General features: G+C 60.0%; 17 protein-coding genes. 4 read left to right on the top strand and 13 right to left on the bottom strand.

Annotated features, from left to right (window positions below):
- The first annotated feature begins 157 nt into the window (after positions 1-157).
- The gene (locus P3S72_RS05045; protein WP_276196494.1) at positions 158-838 is read left to right on the top strand and encodes a Fe2+-dependent dioxygenase; all 681 of its coding nucleotides are present in this window, start codon (positions 158-160) and stop codon (positions 836-838) included.
- Between the two features lie 2 nt (positions 839-840).
- Positions 841-1,590 carry a tetratricopeptide repeat protein gene (locus P3S72_RS05050; RefSeq protein WP_276196495.1) on the top strand — a complete coding sequence of 250 codons (750 nt, stop codon included), beginning with the start codon at positions 841-843 and terminating at the stop codon, positions 1,588-1,590.
- A gap of 49 nt (positions 1,591-1,639) precedes the next feature.
- On the opposite strand, the gene P3S72_RS05055 is transcribed toward P3S72_RS05050, so the two are convergent.
- The 5 genes from P3S72_RS05055 to P3S72_RS05075 form a co-directional block, all read right to left on the bottom strand.
- On the bottom strand, positions 1,640-2,803 hold the full coding sequence (locus tag P3S72_RS05055; protein ID WP_276196496.1) for a type III PLP-dependent enzyme: 1,164 nt from the start codon (positions 2,801-2,803) through the stop codon (positions 1,640-1,642).
- Positions 2,804-3,280: 477 nt separating this feature from the next.
- Entirely contained in the window at positions 3,281-4,438 is a 1,158-nt protein-coding gene (locus tag P3S72_RS05060; RefSeq protein WP_276196497.1) for an ABC transporter ATP-binding protein, read from the bottom strand.
- Positions 4,435-5,088 (bottom strand): ABC transporter permease, encoded by a 654-nt coding sequence (locus P3S72_RS05065; protein ID WP_247395523.1) that lies wholly within the window; start codon positions 5,086-5,088, stop codon positions 4,435-4,437. Before P3S72_RS05065 ends, P3S72_RS05060 begins: the two co-directional genes overlap by 4 nt.
- Positions 5,089-5,103: 15 nt before the next feature.
- Positions 5,104-5,997 (bottom strand): glycine betaine ABC transporter substrate-binding protein, encoded by an 894-nt coding sequence (locus P3S72_RS05070; protein ID WP_247395522.1) that lies wholly within the window; start codon positions 5,995-5,997, stop codon positions 5,104-5,106.
- A 20-nt stretch (positions 5,998-6,017) separates the two neighbouring features.
- On the bottom strand, positions 6,018-6,734 hold the full coding sequence (locus P3S72_RS05075; RefSeq protein ID WP_247395521.1) for an ABC transporter permease: 717 nt from the start codon (positions 6,732-6,734) through the stop codon (positions 6,018-6,020).
- Positions 6,735-7,062: 328 nt separating this feature from the next.
- Here P3S72_RS05075 and P3S72_RS05080 point away from each other — a divergent pair, with 328 nt between their 5' ends.
- Positions 7,063-8,646 (top strand): peptide chain release factor 3, encoded by a 1,584-nt coding sequence (locus P3S72_RS05080; RefSeq protein ID WP_247395520.1) that lies wholly within the window; start codon positions 7,063-7,065, stop codon positions 8,644-8,646.
- Positions 8,647-8,940: 294 nt separating this feature from the next.
- Positions 8,941-9,207 carry a hypothetical protein gene (locus P3S72_RS05085; RefSeq protein WP_276196498.1) on the top strand — a complete coding sequence of 89 codons (267 nt, stop codon included), beginning with the start codon at positions 8,941-8,943 and terminating at the stop codon, positions 9,205-9,207.
- Between the two features lie 106 nt (positions 9,208-9,313).
- Here the strand turns inward: P3S72_RS05085 and P3S72_RS05090 are convergent, their stop codons facing one another.
- The 8 genes from P3S72_RS05090 to P3S72_RS05125 all read right to left on the bottom strand — a co-directional run bounded on the left by P3S72_RS05090 (position 9,314) and on the right by P3S72_RS05125 (position 20,056).
- The gene (locus P3S72_RS05090) at positions 9,314-10,285 is read right to left on the bottom strand and encodes a peptide ABC transporter ATP-binding protein (protein ID WP_247395518.1); all 972 of its coding nucleotides are present in this window, start codon (positions 10,283-10,285) and stop codon (positions 9,314-9,316) included.
- On the bottom strand, positions 10,285-11,253 hold the full coding sequence (locus P3S72_RS05095) for an oligopeptide/dipeptide ABC transporter ATP-binding protein (protein ID WP_102617145.1): 969 nt from the start codon (positions 11,251-11,253) through the stop codon (positions 10,285-10,287). Before P3S72_RS05095 ends, P3S72_RS05090 begins: the two co-directional genes overlap by 1 nt.
- A 10-nt stretch (positions 11,254-11,263) precedes the next feature.
- A complete protein-coding gene (locus P3S72_RS05100; protein WP_247395517.1) occupies positions 11,264-12,175 on the bottom strand; it encodes an ABC transporter permease subunit in 912 nt (303 codons plus the stop codon).
- Between the two features lie 10 nt (positions 12,176-12,185).
- Complete coding sequence (locus tag P3S72_RS05105; RefSeq protein WP_247395514.1) at positions 12,186-13,196, bottom strand: ABC transporter permease subunit; 1,011 nt, start codon at positions 13,194-13,196, stop codon at positions 12,186-12,188.
- A 76-nt stretch (positions 13,197-13,272) separates the two neighbouring features.
- Positions 13,273-14,871 carry an ABC transporter substrate-binding protein gene (locus tag P3S72_RS05110; protein WP_276196499.1) on the bottom strand — a complete coding sequence of 533 codons (1,599 nt, stop codon included), beginning with the start codon at positions 14,869-14,871 and terminating at the stop codon, positions 13,273-13,275.
- Between the two features lie 80 nt (positions 14,872-14,951).
- Positions 14,952-16,349 (bottom strand): OprD family outer membrane porin, encoded by a 1,398-nt coding sequence (locus P3S72_RS05115; protein WP_276196500.1) that lies wholly within the window; start codon positions 16,347-16,349, stop codon positions 14,952-14,954.
- 170 nt (positions 16,350-16,519) lie between these two features.
- Positions 16,520-18,124: an ABC transporter substrate-binding protein gene (locus P3S72_RS05120; RefSeq protein WP_276196501.1), complete on the bottom strand. Its 1,605-nt coding sequence runs from the start codon at positions 18,122-18,124 to the stop codon at positions 16,520-16,522.
- A gap of 303 nt (positions 18,125-18,427) precedes the next feature.
- Positions 18,428-20,056 (bottom strand): ABC transporter substrate-binding protein, encoded by a 1,629-nt coding sequence (locus P3S72_RS05125; protein ID WP_276196502.1) that lies wholly within the window; start codon positions 20,054-20,056, stop codon positions 18,428-18,430.
- Positions 20,057-20,313 lie beyond the last annotated feature (257 nt).

Below are 20,313 nucleotides of genomic sequence, written 5' to 3' on the forward strand. Positions count from 1 at the left end.
CAAGACTTTGTATCAATTGCGATTCATTGCTATTCGTAGCGAATTTACATTCTTTACACTTTTCCCTTACGGTTTTTACGATCTCGTTCGTCTATGCGTTTTACAGATTGGATAAGAATCAATACCATTAACGTCTTTCCGCTCTCAGGTAGTGCCCATGTTGCTGCATATTCCCGGCCTGTTCTCTCGTGAGGAAGTGCAGCGCATCCGCCAAGCGCTGGAAGCCGCCGACTGGGCCGACGGTAAAATCACCGCCGGGTACCAGTCCGCCAAGGCCAAGCACAACCTGCAATTGCCCGAAGGCCACCCGCTGGCCAAGGAAATCGGTGCGGCGATGCTTGAGCGGTTGTGGCAAACCCCGCTGTTCATGTCGGCGGCGTTACCGCACAAAGTCTTCCCGCCGCTGCTTAACTGCTACACCGCCGGGGGCAGTTTCGATTTCCATATCGACAATGCCGTGCGCCAGCCCAAGGGCAGCCATGAGCGGGTGCGCACCGACCTGTCGTCGACCCTGTTCTTCAGCGACCCGGAGGAGTACGACGGCGGCGAACTGGAGATCCAGGACACCTTCGGCCTGCAACGGGTCAAACTGCCCGCCGGCGACATGGTGCTCTACCCCGGTTCCAGCCTGCACAAAGTCAACGCCGTGACCCGTGGCGCACGCTACGCCTCGTTTTTCTGGACCCAAAGCCTGGTGCGCGAAGACAGCCAGCGCACCTTGCTGTTCGAGATGGACGGTGCGATCCAGCAACTGAGCGCGGATGTCCCCGACCACCCGGCGTTGATCCAGCTCACCGGCACTTACCACAACCTGTTGCGTCGCTGGGTCGAGGTCTGAGCATGGGTTTTTTATTGCGCCGTGAAGAAGTGCTCAACGTCGAACAGTTGCAGCGCATGCTCGACGACTCACCGGTGCGCGCGGCCCAGGCGATCCTGATCGCGGCCAAGGAGGGCGTGGTCGATGCCCAGGCCTTGCTCGGGCAGATCCTCTTGGAAGGGCGCGGCATCGAGCGCGATGAAGCGCTGGCACTGCGCTGGTTCCAGATCGCGGCGCAGGGCGGGCACTTGATGGCGCGCAATATGTTGGGGCGCTGCCGGGAGCATGGCTGGGGTTGCACCGCCGACGAAGCGGCGGCGGCGTGGGAATATCAGCTTGCGGCCGAAGCCGGGTTGGACTGGGCGCAGTACAACTACGCCAACCTGCTGGCCACCGGTCGCGGCGTCGCCGAGGATCAAGCACACGCGCTGAGGTGTTATCGCCAGGCGGCGGAGCAGGGCCATGCGAAGTCGATGAACCTGTTGGGACGCTATCTGGAAGAGGGGCAATTTTGCCCGAGGGATCTGGACGCTGCCGTAGCGTGGTATCGACGCTCAGCCGAAGCTGGTGATTTTCGTGGGCAGTTCAGTTATGCGGCGGTGCTGGCCGACAGCGGCCAGATCGAGGCGGCGCTGGCGTGGCTGCGCACGGCGCTGGCAGGCGGCAATTTGAAGTTTTTGCGGGTGGCACACAAGGCGTTGGCGGCGGCGAATGACCCGCGGATTCGGGCGATGGCCGATGCCTATGAGCAACGTGCTCTGACCTGTTTCTGAACTATAAAAAACCCATGACGAGTCATGGGTTTTTTGTTTTAGGGCCGTCTTATACGTAGTACGACTTCAACGGCGGAAAGCCATTGAATTCAACCGCGCTGTAGCTGGTGGTGTACGCACCGGTCGACAACCAGTACATCCGATCACCGATTGCCAGGTTCAGCGGCAGGCCGTACTTGTAGTTTTCGTACATGATGTCGGCGCTGTCGCAAGTAGGACCGGCGATCACCACTTCTTCCATCTCGCCTTTCTTCTCGGTCCAGATCGGGAACTTGATCGCTTCGTCCATGGTTTCGATCAGGCCGGAGAACTTGCCCACGTCCGTGTACACCCAACGCTCGACGGCGGTACGCGATTTACGTGCAACCAGTACCACTTCACTGACCAGGATGCCGGCGTTGGCGATCAGCGAACGGCCCGGTTCCAGGATGATTTCCGGCAGGTCGTCGCCGAAATCCTCCTTGAGGAAACGGATGATTTCTTCAGCGTAGGTTTCCAGGCTGTTGGTGCGGGTGATGTAGTTGGCCGGGAAGCCGCCGCCCATGTTGATCAGCTTGAGGTGGATGCCGTCTTCTTCCTTCAGGCGCTCGAAGATCACTTTGACCTTGGCAATCGCCGCGTCCCACACGCTGATGTCGCGCTGTTGCGAGCCGACGTGGAACGAGAGGCCATACGGCACCAGGCCCAGGTCACGCGCCAGGATCAGCAGGTCCATGGCCATGTCGGTCTGGCAGCCGAATTTACGCGACAAAGGCCAGTCAGCCGTGGTCGAGCCTTCGGTGAGGATACGCACATAGATTTTCGAGCCCGGTGCGGCTTTGGCAATGTTGCGCAGGTCGGCTTCGGAGTCGGTGGAGAACAGGCGCACCCCCTTATCATAGAAGTAGCGGATGTCCTTGGACTTCTTGATGGTGTTGCCGTAGCTGATACGGTCGGCGCTGACGCCGCGGTCCATCACTTTGTCGAGCTCGTAGATCGAGGCGATGTCGAAGCTCGAACCCTTGTCTTTCAACAGGTCGATGATCTCGACGGCCGGGTTGGCCTTGACCGCGTAATAGATGTTGGCAAATTCGAAACCGGCGCGCAGGTCATCGTAGGCCTGGCTGATCATCGCAGTGTCGATCACCACGAACGGGGTTTCTTGCTTGTCGGCGAACGCCTTCATTTTGTCAAAAGTGGCGCGCGCGAAATAGTCTTCGACGTTGATCGACATGCTGGGAACTCCTAAGGGCAAACTAAATTGATCAATGGGTGCAAATGAACGTCCTCCGTATCCCCACTTTGGTTCGCCTACTTCCCAAGGCATGTCGCCGAAAGCAAAAAGGCCATGGGAATAACCGCTTCCCTTGGCCTTGCTGTCTCGTCGTCAGTACTTGAGCCGGATGGATCGTTTCCAGCATGGACGTTCGGCGCGAACTTTAGGACTTGAGGGGCCATAGATCAACTAAAAATGTCGCGTTTTTGCACGCGTTCGTCGCGGGACCGCGTGCAGCTACTTATGTAACCGACAGGTGTGACGGATTGATGTTCCCCGCAGGCGGATAATTGAGGGTATTTCCCTGACACACCACAGGCCAAATGTGGGAGGGGGCTTGCCCCCGATGGCAGTGTGTCAGCCATGAATATATTGACTGATACACCGCCATCGGGGGCAAGCCCCCTCCCACAGTTTTACGCGTGTTGTGTCAGATCAGGCCAGCGCAGTCTCGGCAGGCGAAACGATACTGGTCTTGCCCCCACGCGACTTACCGGAGCTCAAGTACTCGGCAATCGACTCCTGCGTCACTTCACCCAAAAACACCCGCTCGGCATCCAGCACCGGCAACCACGAGCGGTTGAACTCGTACATGCGCGACAACAGGATGCGCAAGTGCTCGTCATACGCCGCCGTGGCGTTGAACTCGAGCAGGTATTGACCGCAAGTGCCGGTCTGACGGTGCAGGTCGCGACGTCGCACATAACCCAGCGCCTTGTTCTCGGCGCAGGTGACCACCACATAGCGGCGGTCGAGTTCGTCCATCAGATCCAGGGCCTCGGCCACCGGGGTTTGCGGGCTGACCGACGGCGCGTTGTCCGCTGCATCTTCGGCTTTTACCAGCAGCAGACGCTTGAGGGTGCTGTCCTGGCCGACGAAGTTGCTGACGAACTCGTCCACCGGGTGCGCCAGCAGGGTGTCCGGGTGGTCGATCTGCAGCAGCTTGCCGGCGCGGAAGATGGCGATCTTGTCACCCAGCTTGATGGCTTCATCGATGTCATGGCTGACCATGATCACGGTCTTGTTCAGTGCGCGCTGCATCTCGAAAAATTCGTTCTGGATCATTTCGCGGTTGATCGGGTCGACCGCGCCGAACGGCTCATCCATCAGCAGCAACGGCGCATCCGCCGCCAGCGCACGGATCACGCCGATGCGCTGTTGCTGGCCACCGGACAGTTCGCGCGGATAGCGGTGCAGGTACTGCTTGGGTTCCAGCTTGATCATGCTCATCAACTCGCGGGCGCGGTCGTGGCATTTCTGCTTGTCCCAGCCCAGCAACTTGGGCACCACCACGATGTTTTCCTCGATGGTCATGTTCGGGAACAGGCCGATCTGCTGGATCACGTAGCCGATATTGCGACGCAGGGTCACTTCGTCGAGGTCGGTGGTGTCTTCGCCGTTGATCAGGATCTTGCCCGACGTAGGTTTGATCAGGCGGTTGATCATTTTCAGCGTGGTGCTCTTGCCGCAGCCCGAGGGCCCCAGGAATACGCAAATCTCGCCTTCATTGACGGTCAGGCTTACGTCGTTCACGGCGGAGACAGTTTTGCCGTTGCTTTGAAAAGTCTTGGTCAGGTGTTGAAGTTCGATCATTTGAGCAGTCCTTTTGGAGTCAGCGAGCGTTGCAGCCATTGCAGAAGCAGGTCGGCGAAGATGGCCAGGAGACTGACCAGCACGGCGCCGACGATCAGCATCGACATGTCGCTGCGGCTGATGGAAGCCAGAATAAGTACACCCAGGCCGCCGGCGCCGATGGTGGCGGCGATGGTCATCACGCCGATGTTCATCACCACGGCGGTGCGCACCCCGGCGAGGATCACCGGCACGGCGATGGGCAGTTCGACCATGCGCAGGCGCTGGCCGAAGGTCATGCCGATGCCTTTGGCGGCTTCGCGAATACCCGGGTCCACGCCGGTCAGGGCCAGGTAGGTGTTACGCATGATCGGCAGCAGGGAGTAGAGGAACACGGCGGTGATCGCCGGCATTGGCCCCAGGCCCTGGCCGAATGTGGAGTAGAACGGCAGCAGCAGACCGAACAGGGCGATGGACGGCACGGTCAGCAGCACGGTGGCGCTGGCTTGCAGCGGGCCGGCCAAGCTCGGGAAACGGGTCATCAGCACGCCGAGGGGCACGCCGACGACAATCGCGAGGATCACGGCGATGCCGACCAGGGTGATGTGCTGCCAGGTCAGGTGCAGGACGAGTGCCCAATCAAGATGGGAAAAGGCGTTCAGAAATTCCATGTCTTCTCCTCTTAATTAGTTGATCGGATGTTGGCGCAGGAAATCTGCGGCCACGGCGGACGGGCTTTCATGGTCGACGTCGACCCGCGCGTTCAACTGGCGCATGGTTTCATCGTCGAACAGTGCGGCCAGCGGCTTGAGGTCTGCCGCCAGTTGTGGGTGTGCATCGAGGTACGCCTGGCGCACCACCGGCGCGGCGGTGTAGTCCGGGAAGTAATGTTTGTCGTCTTCGAGCAGCTTCAATTTGAAGGCGCTCAGGCGACCGTCGGTGGTGTAGACCAAACCGGCAAACACCTGGCCATTACGCAGCGCGGTATAGACCAGGCCGGCGTCCATCTGCCGGGTGTTTTTGCGGGTCAGGTTCATGTCGTACAGCTTGACCATGCCGTCCATCCCGTCGGAACGGTTGGCGAATTCGGTGTCCAGGGCCACCAGGCGCGTGCCTTTGTTTGTTTGCGCCAGGGCTTGGGTCAGGTCGCTGATACTGTTGATCTGCGGAAATTCCTTGGCCACGTTCTCTGGCAGCGCCAACGCGTAGGTGTTGCTGAATTTAGACGGCGACAGCCAGGCAAGACCTCTTTTTGCATCGAGTTCTTTCACCCGTGCGTAGGACTGTTCGCTGCTGAGTTTCTCGTCCACATGGTTGTAATTCACCAGCGACACCCCGGTGTATTCCCAGAGCATATCCAGTTGCCCGCTTTCCTGGGCACTGCGCGCCAGATTGCTGCCCAGGCCGCCGGTTACGCGGGTGTCATAGCCCTTGGTGCGCAGGTACTGGGCAGTGATTTCGGCCAGCAAGGTCTGTTCGGTGAACACCCGGGCGCCGATGCGGATGACTGGTTTTTCTGCGGCTTGCGCAATACCTGCGAACAGCAGGACGCAGCTCAATATCAATGTCAGTTTTTTCATGTTGGTTCCTATGCCAAGCCTTAAGACGGACGCAACCCGCGTTCCAGCCAGAGGCGGCTGGCCATGGTCACCAGGCCGTCGAGCAGCAATGCCAGCAACGCGGTACATGCGGCACCGAGCAGCAGTTGCGGATGGTTGTTCAGGGCGATGCCGGGGAAGATCAGGCTGCCCAGGCTGTTGGCACCGATCAGGAACGCCAGCGGCGCGGTGCCGACGTTGATCGCCAGTGCCACGCGCACGCCGCCGATGATGATCGGCACGGCGTTCGGCAACTCGACGCGAAACAGCACCTGGCGCGGGGTCATGCCGATGCCGGTGGCGGCTTCTTTCAGCGAACCTTGGACGTTTTTCAGGCCTTCGTAGGTGTTGCGCACGATGGGCAGCAAGGAGGCGAGGAACAGCGCGAAGATCGCCGGGCCGCTGCCGATGCCGAGGACGCCGAGGGCGATGGCCAGTACGGCCAGGGGCGGGACGGTGTTGCCGATGTTGAAGATTTGCATGAAGCGTTCTGCGCGCCCGACCATGTTCGGTCGGCTGAGCAGGATACCGGCGGGGATGCCCACAATCAGGGCGGCCAGCATGGAGACTAGGACGAGAATCAGGTGAGCTTGCAGGTAAAACAACAAATCGTCGCGGTACAGTTCGATCGTGTTGATGCCGATCCAGTGGATCAGCAGGGCCAGGAGAGCGACGACAACCGCTCCTCCTATCAGCCCTTTGCCATAGCGAATAGCCACAGGCGGACTCCTTTTGTTCAGTCGGCGAACACATTTCTTCGTGGCATGCCATTTCTGGCTGTCAACGGATGTGGACGCGAAAAGCAGCTCGCCAATGCCGGTAAGACGGCATGAGGTCGAGCTATGAGCGCAGCCTCGTCAGGCTAACTTGCTGATTTTTCAGCCCCTGTTCCGAGTGCGGTAGCAGGGGAGTGGACGTCTCTACCTTTTAAAAGGTTCCATACTTGGCAGTATTTAGCCACCCCCAACCGGGTGAACGGTGGTCCGGCACCCTGGGTTTGCGCTATACTCGCCGCCCTTTTTTGACTCACCTGCCAGGCGATTTCCCATGACCCACCAGGCCGCCGAAGTCGCGAAACGCCGCACTTTCGCCATTATTTCCCACCCCGATGCCGGTAAAACCACCATCACCGAGAAGCTCCTGCTGATGGGCAAGGCAATCGCAGTGGCCGGCACGGTGAAATCCCGCAAATCCGACCGCCATGCCACCTCCGACTGGATGGAAATGGAAAAACAACGGGGTATTTCCATTACCACGTCGGTCATGCAGTTCCCATATCGCGATCACATGATCAACCTGCTCGACACCCCGGGCCACGAAGACTTCTCCGAAGACACCTACCGCACCCTGACCGCGGTGGACTCGGCCTTGATGGTCCTCGACGGCGGTAAGGGCGTCGAGCCACGTACCATTGCGCTGATGGACGTTTGCCGTCTGCGCGACACGCCGATCGTCAGCTTTATCAACAAACTCGACCGCGACATCCGCGACCCGATCGAGTTGTTGGATGAAATCGAAGCCGTCCTGAAGATCAAGGCCGCGCCGATCACTTGGCCGATCGGTTGCTACCGCGACTTCAAGGGGGTGTACCACCTGGCCGACGACTACATCATTGTCTACACCGCCGGCCACGGTCACGAACGCACCGATGTGAAAATCATCGAAAAGCTCGACTCCGACGAAGCCCGCGCCCACCTGGGCGATGAGTACGACCGTTTTGTCGACCAGTTGGAACTGGTGCAGGGCGCCTGCCACGAATTCAACCAGCAGGAATTCCTCGACGGCCAACTGACCCCGGTGTTCTTCGGTACCGCGTTGGGCAACTTCGGTGTCGACCACGTGCTCGACGCCGTGGTGGACTGGGCCCCGCGCCCGCTGGCCCGGGTCGCCAACGAGCGTACCGTGGAGCCGGTGGAAGAGAAATTCGCCGGCTTCGTGTTCAAGATCCAGGCGAACATGGACCCCAAACACCGCGACCGTATCGCCTTTATGCGCATCTGCTCCGGCAGATACGAAAAAGGCATGAAGATGCGCCACGTGCGCATCGGCAAGGACGTGCGCATCGGCGACGCCCTGACGTTCTTCTCCTCGGAGCGTGAACAGCTCGAAGAAGCCTACGCCGGCGACATCATCGGCCTGCACAACCACGGCACCATCCAGATTGGCGACACCTTCACCGAAGGCGAAACGCTGGGCTTCACCGGTATCCCGCACTTCGCCCCGGAACTGTTCCGCCGCGTGCGCCTGCGCGACCCGCTGAAATCCAAGCAACTGCGCCAAGGTTTGCAGCAACTGGCGGAGGAGGGCGCGACCCAGGTGTTCTTCCCCGAGCGCAGCAACGACATCATCCTCGGCGCCGTCGGTGTGCTGCAGTTCGATGTGGTCGCCAGCCGCTTGAAAGAGGAATACAAGGTCGAATGCTCCTACGAGCCAATCACCGTGTATTCGGCGCGTTGGATCGATTGCAGCGATAAGAAGAAGTTGGAAGAGTTCTCCAACAAAGCCGTGGAAAACCTTGCGATCGACGGCGGCGGTCACCTGACCTACCTGGCCCCGACCCGGGTCAATTTGGCGCTGATGGAAGAGCGCTGGCCGGATGTGAAATTCCGCGCGACCCGCGAGCACCATTAAGGTCTGAGCGCTGGACAAGAGGGCGAAGCTGTCATGGCTTCGCCCTTTTTCATGGGCGCGACAAAACAACCTGTGGGAGGGGCGGTGCGACGATTCGACTTGCTCCCGATAGCGGTGGATCAGCCACTCTCTGTGCTGGCTGATCCACCGCTATCGGGAGCAAGCTCCCTCCCACATTTTTTGATCTCCCCCGGTATGGGATTGGCGAGAACCCGGCATTGGGACTAGCGTCAACGCTGGCGGTACTAAACAGCCGTCGTGCGGGACTCACCTACTGACTGGAGGGGATCGACCATGAGTATTGTTCAACGCGTCGTGCTGTTGCTAAAGGTGCTGGTGCTGTTGTCATTGGGAATGTCGACGGCCTGGGCACATAACCCCGTACAGAGCGGGGCGGCGGTGTTTGCGGTTCAGAGTGGGGAGGGCAAGGTCCTGCAGTTGGCCAAGTCCGAATCGGAGGCTGGCGATGAGGATCAGGGTGGCAGCAAGGGCGATGACGACTCCACCACCGACGAGCCGGGCGATGACAGCTCGGATGATGAAGGCGATAGCCAAACGTAGATCCGGCGAAAAAAAGCCCCTCCCACCAGGCTGATGCGCAATCTGACGGGAAGGGCTGTAGAACGCTGTGTCACCGCGCTCCCCACACGGGAGCGCGGTGCTCGTTTCAGGCGACGAACTGCTCCGCATAGTGGCAAGCCACCTGGCGGTTATCCAACGGCCGCAACTGCGGCTCCTCGCTGCTGCAACGCTCGGTCGCATACGGGCAGCGCTTGTGGAAGGCGCAACCCGACGGTGGGTTCAGCGGGTTGGGCAACTCGCCGACGATCTTGATCTTCGGCTTGTTCGGGTCCGGGTGAATGGTCGGGGTCGCCGACAGCAGCGCCTGGGTGTACGGGTGCAAGGGGCGGGCGTAGATGTCGTCCTTGGGGCCGACTTCCACTGGGCGGCCGAGGTACATCACCATCACGTCGTCGGCAACGTGTTGCACCACCGCGAGGTTGTGGGAAATGAACACGTAGGCGGTGTTGAATTCCTGCTGCAAATCCATGAACAGGTTAAGCACCTGGGCCTGGATCGACACGTCCAGCGCCGAGGTCGGTTCATCCGCCACCAGCACTTTGGGTTGCAGCATCATGGCGCGGGCCAATGCGATCCGCTGGCGCTGGCCACCGGAGAACATGTGCGGGTAGCGCTGATAATGCTCAGGGCGCAGGCCCACCTGCTTCATCATCGCCTGGACCTTTTCGCGGCGCTCGGCGGCGGACAGGTTGGTGTTGATCAGCAACGGTTCGCCGAGTTGATCGCCGACTTTCTGCCGTGGGTTCAGCGAGGCATACGGGCTCTGGAATACCATCTGCACGTCTTTGCGCAATTGCTTGCGCTGCGCTTTGTTGGCGCCGGTAACTTCCTGGCCGGCGATTTTCAACGAGCCTGAAGACGGTTCTTCAATCAGCGTCAGCGCACGGGCCAGGGTGGATTTGCCGCAACCCGACTCGCCTACCACCGCGAGCGTCTTGCCGGCTTCCAGCTCAAAGGACACGCCGTTGAGGGCGCGCACGGTGGCGTGGCCCTTGAACAGGCCACGGGACACTTCGTAGTGACGGGTCAGGTCGCGGGCGGTAAGAACGACGGCCATTACGCCACCTCCTGGTTCAAGGGGTAGAAGCAGCGTGCAAGGCTGTTCGATTTAGGGTCCAGGCCCGGACGGGTCTGGCGGCAGCTGTCCTGCACGTAGGGGCAACGCGGCGACAACAGGCAACCTTGCGGGCGGTCATAACGGCCGGGCACGATGCCGGGCAGCGTGGCCAGGCGCGCGGCACCGAGGCTGTGCTCCGGGATCGCCTTGAGCAGCGCTTCGCTGTAGGGATGCGCCGGAATATCGAACAGTTGCGGCACCTGGCCGACTTCCACCGCTTGGCCGGCGTACATCACGCACACGCGCTGGGCGGTTTCTGCCACGACCGCGAGGTCGTGGGTGATCAGCACCAGGCCCATGTTCTGCTCTTTTTGCAGGGCCAGCAGCAGGTCCATGATCTGCGCCTGGATGGTCACGTCTAGCGCGGTGGTCGGTTCGTCGGCGATCAGCAACTTCGGTTCGCCGGCAATCGCCATCGCGATGGCCACACGCTGGCTCATACCGCCGGACAATTGGTGCGGGTAGGCGTCCATCCGGCTGGCAGCGCCAGGGATCTCGACTTTTTCCAGCAGTTCGATGGCGCGCTTGCGCGCTTGCTTGCTGGACATCTTCAGGTGCAGGCGCAGCACTTCTTCGATTTGGAAGCCCACGGTGTAGCTGGGGTTCAGTGCGGTCATCGGGTCCTGGAACACCATCGCCAGGTCTTTGCCGACGATTTGCCGACGCTGGCGGTTGCTCAGCTTGAGCATGTCTTTGCCGTCGAAGTTCAGGGCGTCGGCGGTGACGATGCCGGGGTGCTCGATCAGGCCCATCAGCGCCATCATGGTCACGGATTTACCCGAGCCCGACTCGCCCACGATCGCCAGCACTTCGCCTTTGTCGACGCTAATGTCGAGGCCGTCGACCACCGGCACGGCGGTCTTGTCGCCGAAGCGCACGTTGAGATTTTTGATTTCTAACAGTGACATGGGAAGCTCCTCAGGCGGCGTTCTTGAGTTTCGGGTCTAGCGCATCGCGCAGGCCGTCGCCCATCAAGTTGATTGCCAGCACGCTGAGCAAAATGGTCAGACCCGGCAGGCTCACGACCCACCAGGCGCGTTCGATGTAGTCACGGGCCGAAGCCAGCATGGTGCCCCACTCCGGCGTTGGCGGTTGCACGCCCAAGCCGAGGAAGCCGAGGGCTGCGGCATCGAGAATCGCCGAAGAGAAACTCAGGGTCGCCTGGACGATCAGCGGTGCCATGCAGTTGGGCAGCACGGTGATGAACATCAGGCGGGGCAGGCCGGCACCGGCCAGGCGGGCGGCGGTCACGTAGTCGCGGTTCAGTTCGCCCATCACCGCAGCGCGGGTCAAACGCACGTAGGACGGCAGCGACACGATGGCGATGGCGATCACGGTGTTGATCAGGCCAGGGCCGAGAATCGCGACAATGGCAACGGCCAGCAGCAGCGACGGCAGGGCCAGCATGATGTCCATCAGGCGCATGATGGTCGGGCCGAGCAGGCGCGGGAAGAACCCGGCGAACAGCCCGAGCAGGATGCCCGGAATCAGCGACATCACCACCGACGACAAGCCGATCAGCAGCGACAGGCGCGAGCCCTGGATCAGGCGCGAGAGCAAGTCACGGCCGAGTTCGTCGGTGCCGAGCAGGAACTGGATCTGCCCACCTTCCAGCCACGACGGCGGGGTCAGCAGGAAGTCACGGTATTGCTCGCTGGGGTTGTGCGGCGCCACCCAGGGGGCGAAGAGCGCGCAGAACACGATCAGCAGCATAAACAGCAGGCCGGCAACTGCGCCTTTGTTCTGGGAGAAGGCTTGCCAGAATTCTTTGTACGGGGACGGGTACAGCAGGCTTTGATCGACTGCTGACACTGGAGTGGGTGTGGTCATGGTCATGATCTCAGCGCTGGTGACGGATGCGTGGGTTGGCGAAGCCGTAGAGGATATCCACCACGAAGTTCACCACGATCACCAGGCAGGCGATCAGCAGAATGCCGTTTTGCACCACCGGGTAGTCCCGCGCGCCAATGGCTTCGATCAGCCATTTGCCGATGCCGGGCCACGAGAAGATGGTTTCGGTCAATACCGCACCGGCCAGCAAGGTGCCGACTTGCAGGCCGACCACGGTGAGGACCGGGATCAGCGCGTTACGCAGGCCGTGGACGAAGACGACGCGCGCCGGCGACAGGCCTTTGGCCTTGGCGGTGCGGATGTAGTCTTCGCGCAGTACTTCGAGCATCGACGAGCGGGTCATCCGCGCAATCACCGCCAGCGGGATGGTGCCGAGCACGATAGCCGGCAGGATCAGGTGGTGCAGGGCGTCCCAGAACGCATCCGGCTCGTTTGCCAGCAGGGTGTCGATCAGCATGAAACCGGTGCGTGGCTCGATGTCGTAGAGCAGGTCGATACGCCCGGAAACCGGGGTCCAGCCCAGGCTCACCGAGAAGAACATGATCAGGATCAGGCCCCACCAGAAGATCGGCATCGAATAGCCCGCGAGGGAGATGCCCATCACCCCGTGGTCGAACAGCGATCCTCGCTTCAAGGCCGCGATCACCCCCGCCAACAGGCCCAGGATACCGGCGAACAACAGGGCGGCCATGGACAGTTCCAGGGTCGCCGGGAAGAGTGCGGTGAACTCGGTCCACACGCTGGTGCGCGTGCGCAGGGACTCGCCAAGGTCGCCTTGGGCGAGCTTGCCGACATAGTCCAGGTATTGCGCATACAGCGGCTTGTTAAGGCCAAGGCGTTCCATTGCCTGTGCGTGCATCTCGGGGTCGACGCGGCGCTCGCCCATCATGACTTCGACGGGGTCGCCGGGAATCATGCGAATCAACGCAAAAGTCAGCAACGTGATGCCGAAGAATGTGGGGATCAATAACCCCAATCGGCGGGCAATAAAACTAAACATCTTGTGGTGTACCTCAATCAGCCGGTTAGGCAGGTTCGGCACCGTCAACGTCGACGGTGTCGAGCGTTTTTCTTATTTACTTCACCTGGGTGGTGGCGAAGTTATTGTTACCTAGAGGGCTTTGGGTAAAGCCTTCTACGTTTTTGCGCATGGCGGTGAACAGTTTCGGGTAAGCCATGGGAAGCCATGGTTGATCCTTGCCGAAAACGTCCTGTGCCTGTTCATAGAGCGCAGCCCGTGCTGCCGGTTCCTCGATTGCGCGGGCCTTGTCGATCAAGGCTTGAAACTCCTCGTTACACCAGCGCGCGTAGTTTTCGCCGTTTTTGGCGGCATCGCAACTCAGGTTAGGCGTGAGGAAGTTATCTGGGTCGCCGTTATCACCTACCCAGCCTGCGGAAACCATGTCGTGCTCACCGGCTTTGGCGCGCTTGAGCATCTCGCCCCATTCCATGACCTTGATGTTGACCTTCAGGCCAACCTGGGCCAGATCCGCCTGCATACGCTGGGCGCCCATCATTGGGTTGGGGTTGGTCGGGCCGCCGTTGGCGCGAGTGAACAGGGTGAATTCGGTGCCTTCCGGTACGCCGGCTTCCTTGAGCAGGGCGCGGGCCTTGTCCAGGTCGCGTGGCGGGTTTTTCAGTGTGTCGCTGAAGCCTAGCAGCGTTGGTGGATACGGGCCGGTGCCCACGACGGCGTTGCCTTCGCCAAACAGTGCTTTGGTATAGCCGGCCTTGTCGAACGCGATGTTGATCGCGTGACGTACCCGCGGGTCGCTCATGTACTTGTGGGTGGTGTTCAGGGCGGTGTAGCTGGTGGTCATCGCCGCCAGTTCATCGATCTTCAGGTTCGGGTCTTTCTTGATGCTTGGGATGTCATCCGGCTTTGGATACAGCGCGACCTGACACTCGTTGGCCTTGAGCTTCTGCAGGCGCACGTTGTTGTCGGTGGTGACCGCGAGGATCAGCGGGTCGGCCGGTGGCTTGCCGCGGAAGTAGTCCGGGTTGGCCTTGAAGCGCACCTGGGCGTCCTTGGCGTAGCGGGTGAAGATGAACGGGCCGGTGCCGATCGGCTTGGCGTTGAGGTCATCGGTCTTGCCGGACTTGAGCAACTGGTCGGCGTATTCGGCGGAGTGAATCGAGGAAAACGCCATGGCCAGGTCGGCCAGGAACGGTGCTTCACGGCGCGTCAGGGTAAAGACGACAGTGTGATCGTCGGTCTTCTCGACGCTCTTGAGCAGTTCCTTGAAGCCCATGCTTTCAAAGTACGGGTAGCCCACGTTGGACTTGGTGTGCCACGGGTGTTTCGGGTCCAGCTGGCGCTGGAAGCTCCAAAGCACGTCGTCGGCGTTCAGGTTGCGCGTGGGTTTGAAGTAGTCGGTGGTGTGGAACTTGATGTCTTCACGCAGGTGGAAGGTGTAGGTCAGGCCGTCGGCGCTGATTTGCGGGAGGTCTTTGGCCAGCGCGGGGACCACTTCGGTGGTGCCGGGCTTGAAGTCCACCAGGCGGTTGAACATAGTTTCGGCGGCGGCGTCGGCGGTGACGGCCGTGGTGTACAGGACCGGATCGAAACCTTCCGGACTGGCTTCGGTGCAGACCACCAGCGGTTTGGCCGAAATGCCAACCGCCACGCTCAACAGCGCAGCGGCAATGGCGGCTTGTAACGGGAGCATGTTCATTCGGAGCCCTCTGCAATCGATGGGACCAGACAAGCGTAGAGGGCGGGCTCGTCCTGAGCCCGCCGTCTACCTGGCGCTGATTAAAGAATGTTGAACGGGATGGTGGTGACCAGGCGGAACTCTCGGATGTTGCCGTCAGCCTGGTTGGCGCTGGCGCGGTGAGTCACATAGGTGCCACGAATGGTGGTGGCCTTCAGGGCACCGCTTTGGATGGCATAGGAAGTACCCACGCCGTATTCCTGGTGATGCTCGCCGTCTTGGGCCTGAATGCCGTTGTAAGCGAACTTGCTCACGCCGCCGTCGCCGGTGTAGTGAGTGCCGTCGATGCCCCAGCCGCGAGCCGAGTAGATGTTGAACTTCAAGCCAGGCACGCCGTATTCGGCCATGTTGAGGCCGTAGGCAACCTGGAAGGACTTCTCGTTCGGACCGTTGAAGTCAGAGGTCAGGGAGTTGGCCAGGTAGATACCGTTGGTTTCGTGCAGGTAGTCGAAGTACTCGTTGCCGTTCACTTCCTGGTACGAGAAGGTCAGGCTGTGCGCCTGGTGGGTCAGGCCGAGCGACAGCGAGTAGGTATCGTTGTCGATCTTGCCCATCAACTTTTTGCCTTCGTCGACGGTCTTGTAGTAGTTGAGACCTGTGGTCAGGGCCAGGGTTTGGCTGTCACCCAGTTCATGGGTAGCGCCGAAGTAGTACTGGTTCCAGAAGTCCTTGACGTTGGCGCCGAAGAAGCTGGTTTTCAGGCTTTTGAGTGGCTGCCAGTTCACACCGGCGGTGTAGACGTGGTCGGCTTCCTGCCTGCCATTGCCGTATTCGCTGCGGAATTTCGACAGGCTCTGTTCGGTACGTGGCGATACGCGATCGAAGTAGGCGCCCTGGAACGACAGGTTGCTGAACTCTTCGCTGTTGATTGCCACACCTTCGAAGCTCGAAGGCAGCGCACGGTTGCCAATGGTGTCGATGATGCCGCTGCTGAAGTTCTGGCGACCGGCGGTCAAGGTGGTGTTCGACACGCGGAACTTGGCGTTGGCCAGGCCCAGTTTGCTCCACTGGCCTACGGCGTCGCCGTCGGAGTCAGCCAGGGTGCGGTTGGAGCCGCCCTTGATGTCACGCTTGCTGCGGTCCAGGGCCACTACGTTGTAGGCCGCGACTTCGGTTGCCACGCCCACGGTGCCTTGGGTGAAGCCCGACGAATAGTTGAGGATGGTGCCTTGCAGCCAGTTCGTGCGGTTCGCGTCGGTGCGCTCCTGGCCGTGCTTCTCGTAGGTAAAGCGCTCGCCGCGGAATTTTTTCTCGCTGGAGAACCAGTTACGCGTGGTACCGCCCAGGCTCGATCCTTCGATAAAGCCCTTGGCCTCGCTTTGGGCGCTGGCGCCGGCCAGTGTGGTAGGAACGAAGTCCTGGCTCTGGGTTTCCGCATAGGCGGTCGCCGTGATGCTGCTGATGGCCAGGGCCAGAAGCGCTTTGCTGCTCAGTTTCATGGATGAAGCTCCTTTGGTTCTCTTTTTTTTATGCCGGTCTTTTAGGTGAACCGACTATTGGTGTGTAACTCGTTCAAGCATTTGCAAACGTTTGCCGTAGGAAATTTCCCAATAGAAGGCTGCACGTTTGCCGAAGAGTGTTATCCACTCTCCGCAATCCGGTTATTTTCTTATGGGGTGATACTGACGTCCGAGAACACGTTGCGGCCGAAGGGGCTCACTTTGAAACCTTCGACTTTGGCGCTTAACGGCTGGTTGACCGTCGAGTGGGCGACGGGCGTGATCGGCACCTGCGCTTTGAGCAGTTGCTGTGCCTGTTTGTACAGAACAGTCCGTTGTTCGCGGTCGGTGACGACCTTGGCTTGCTTGATCAGCTTGTCGTATGCCGGGTCACACCACATGGAGTAGTTGTTCCCGCCAATGGCGTCGCAGCTGTAAAGGGTGCCCAACCAGTTGTCCGGGTCGCCGTTGTCGCCGGTCCAGCCGATCAGGCTGATGTCGTGCTCACCGTTCTTGGTGCGCTTGATGTACTCGCCCCACTCGTAGCTGACGATCTTGACCTTGAGACCGATCTTGGCCCAGTCGTTCTGCAGCATCTCGGCCATCAGCTTGGCATTGGGGTTGTACGGCCGTTGCACCGGCATCGCCCACAGGGTGATCTCGGTACCTTCCTTCACGCCGGCGGCCTTGAGCAGCTCCTTGGCTTTCTCCGGGTTGTAGGCGGCGTCTTTGATGCTGTCGTCATAAGACCACTGGGTCGGTGGCATGGCGTTGACCGCCAGTTGCCCCGCGCCCTGGTACACGGCGTTCAGGATGCTCTGCTTGTTCACCGCCATGTCCAGCGCCTGGCGCACTTCGAGCTGGTCGAATGGTTTATGGCGCACGTTGTAGGCGATGTAGCCAAGGTTGAAGCCTGGCTTGGTCAACAGTTGCAGGTTCGGGTCGGCCTTGAGGGCGTCGACGTCCGCCGGGCGCGGATGCAGGGTGATCTGGCATTCGCCGGCCTTGAGCTTTTGCACCCGCACCGAAGCGTCGGTGTTGATGGCAAAGATCAGTTGGTCGAGCTTGACCCGGCTCGGGTCCCAGTACTGCTTGTTGCCTGTGTAGCGGATCTGCGAGTCTTTCTGGTAGCGCTGGAAGACGAACGGGCCGGTGCCGATCGGCTTCTGGTTGATATCGCTGGGCTTGCCTTGCTTGAGCAACTGCTCGGCGTACTCGGCCGACAGAATCGAGGCAAAGCTCATGGCGATGTTTTGCACGAACGCCGCGTCGACCGTGTTCAGGGTCATCACCACGGTGTACGGGCCGGTTTTCTCGACCTTGGCGATGTTCTTGTTCAGGCTCATCCCGTTGAAGTATGGAAACTCGGTGGGGTAGGCCTTGCGAAACGGATGTTCGGGGTCAAGCATGCGGTTGAAGGTGAACAACACGTCGTCGGCGTTGAAGTCACGCGTGGGCTTGAACTCTTTATTGCTGTGGAATTTCACCCCTTCACGCAGTTGGAAGGTGTAGGTCAGGCCATCTGGCGAAATATCCCACTTGGTGGCTAGCCCCGGTACGACGTTGGTCGCGCCCCTTTCAAACTCAACCAAGCGGTTATACAGCGGCTCGGCGGCATCGTTGTCGGTGGCGGTGGTGTACTGCGCGGTGTCAAAGCCTGCCGGGCTGCCTTCCGAACAGAACACCAGGCTCTTTTTCTCGGCGGCGTGGCCCATCGTGGCTACAGCCAGCAGGCTGGTGCCAAAAATTGCGGATAGAACGGTGGTATGGCGCATGACGATCCCGATCCTTGTTTGTAGTTGTCATCAGCGAGCAATCACCCCGGCATACGGCCAGGGGGACATCACTGATCCCACACACAGCAAGTGCCCATCAGATTGGAGCCTCTGCTGTCCTACGACGTTAGGGGTCGAGGACTTCGCAGTAAATGCGCAAAATCTGACTGACCTTGTAGGCAACGGAGCCGCGAATCGAAGTTCATTGCCGTAGGACGGCAGCGAGCGCGAATGTGGTCTGTTTCCTACTGGTCTGGCGGATGCAATAGCGGCGACGTTATCAAGCGTCGCCGCTATCGGTCCTTACTTGCCGCTTACGCCCACGCCGTAGAAGGAGTTCAGACCAAACGGGCTGATCTTGAAGTCCTGTACGGTGTTGCGCATGGGTTGATACACCGTCGAGTGCGCGATAGGTGTCATCGGGACTGCATCTTTGAGGATATGTTGCGCCTGCTTATACAGCTCGGTGCGTTTGGCGACATCCGATGTGGCCTTGGCTTCTTTCACGATGCCGTCGAATTTCTTGTCGCACCACTTGGAGAAGTTGTTACCCGACAGCGAGTCGCAGCCGAACAGCACGTTCAGCCAGTTGTCCGGGTCCCCATTGTCGCCGCTCCAGCCAATGATCATGGCCTGGTTCTCGCCGCCTTTGGAACGCTTGATGTACTCGCCCCATTCGTAACTGACGATGTTGACCTTCAGGCCGATCTGTTTCCAGTCGTTCTGCAGCATCTCGGCCATCAGCTTGGCGTTTGGGTTGTACGGACGTTGTACCGGCATGGCCCACAGGGTGATCTCGGTGCCGTCCTTGATCCCGGCTTCCTTGAGCAGTTCCTTGGCTTTGGCCACGTCGTGCGGGGCATCTTTGATGGTGGTGTCGTAGGACCACTGGGTCGGCGGCATGGCGTTGACCGCCAATTGGCCAGCGCCCTGGTACACGGAGTCGATGATCTGCTGCTTGTTCACCGCCATGTCCAACGCCTGGCGTACGCGCAGGTCGGACAGCGGGTTAGGCGCGGTCTGGCCCTTGAGCACCGGCATGACGTTGTAGGCGATGTAGCCCAGGTTGAAACCGGCCTGGTGCGGCAGTTTCAAATCCTTGTCGTCGCCCAGTGCCTTGAGGTCGGCCGGACGCGGAAACAGGGTGATCTGGCATTCGTTTTTCTTGAGTTTCTGGATGCGTACCGACGGGTCGGTGGTGATGGCGAAGATCAGGTTGTCGATCTTCACGTCCTCAGGTTTCCAGTAGTCCTTGTTGCCGGTGTAGCGAATGTTCGAGTCTTTCTGGTAGCTCTTGAACACGAACGGGCCGGTGCCGACTGGCTTCTGGTTGATGTCCTGTGGCGTACCGTTTTTCAGCAGTTGGGCGGCGTATTCGGCCGACTGGATCGACGCGAAGCTCATCGCCAGGTTCTGGATGAAGGCGGCGTCCACGGTGCCAAGGGTGAACTTGACCGTGTGGGCATCGACTTTCTCGATGTTCTTGATGTTGGTGTCCATCCCCATGTCCGTGAAGTACGGGAACTCGGTGGGGTAGGCCTTACGGAATGGATCGTCTTTGTTGATCATCCGGTTGAAGGTGAACAGTACGTCGTCAGCCGAGAATTCACGAGTGGGCTTGAAGTACGGGGTGGTGTGGAACTTGACGCCTTCACGCAGGTGGAAGGTGTACGTCAGGCCATCCGGGGACACGTCCCAGCGGGTGGCCAGGCCAGGAACAACGGCGGTGCCGCCACGTTCGAACTGGCTTAGGCGGTTGAACATGGTTTCGGCCGAAGCATCGAAGTCTGTTCCGGTGGTGTACTGGCCTGGATCAAAACCGGCCGGGCTCCCTTCGGAGCAGAACACCAGGTTAGTCGCCGCTTGGGCGAAAGGCGCTGCGGCCATAAGGCCAGCGCTAACAAGTAACGGAATGACTGCGTGTTTAAGCATGTTGGCCTCATGATTTGTTGTCATTTTTGGTAGTGAGGGCGACCTCGTGAGTCGACCTGCGGATACTTATGCAGGGGCCATACCCATTGCAAGATGCTGAACGGTTGCAAGGGTGAAAGAGTGGTACGAACGTACAAGAATGTCGCAAATATGAAACTTACGACACAAATGCGTACATTTTGAGGGTTTTTTCGGGGCGGAAGAGGCACCAAAAAGGCCCAACTGAGACGTCTGGCGCACTCAGTTGGGGCGTTGCT

This window comes from Pseudomonas sp. D3 (genome assembly GCF_029320995.1).
GTDB lineage: Bacteria > Pseudomonadota > Gammaproteobacteria > Pseudomonadales > Pseudomonadaceae > Aquipseudomonas > Aquipseudomonas paraveronii.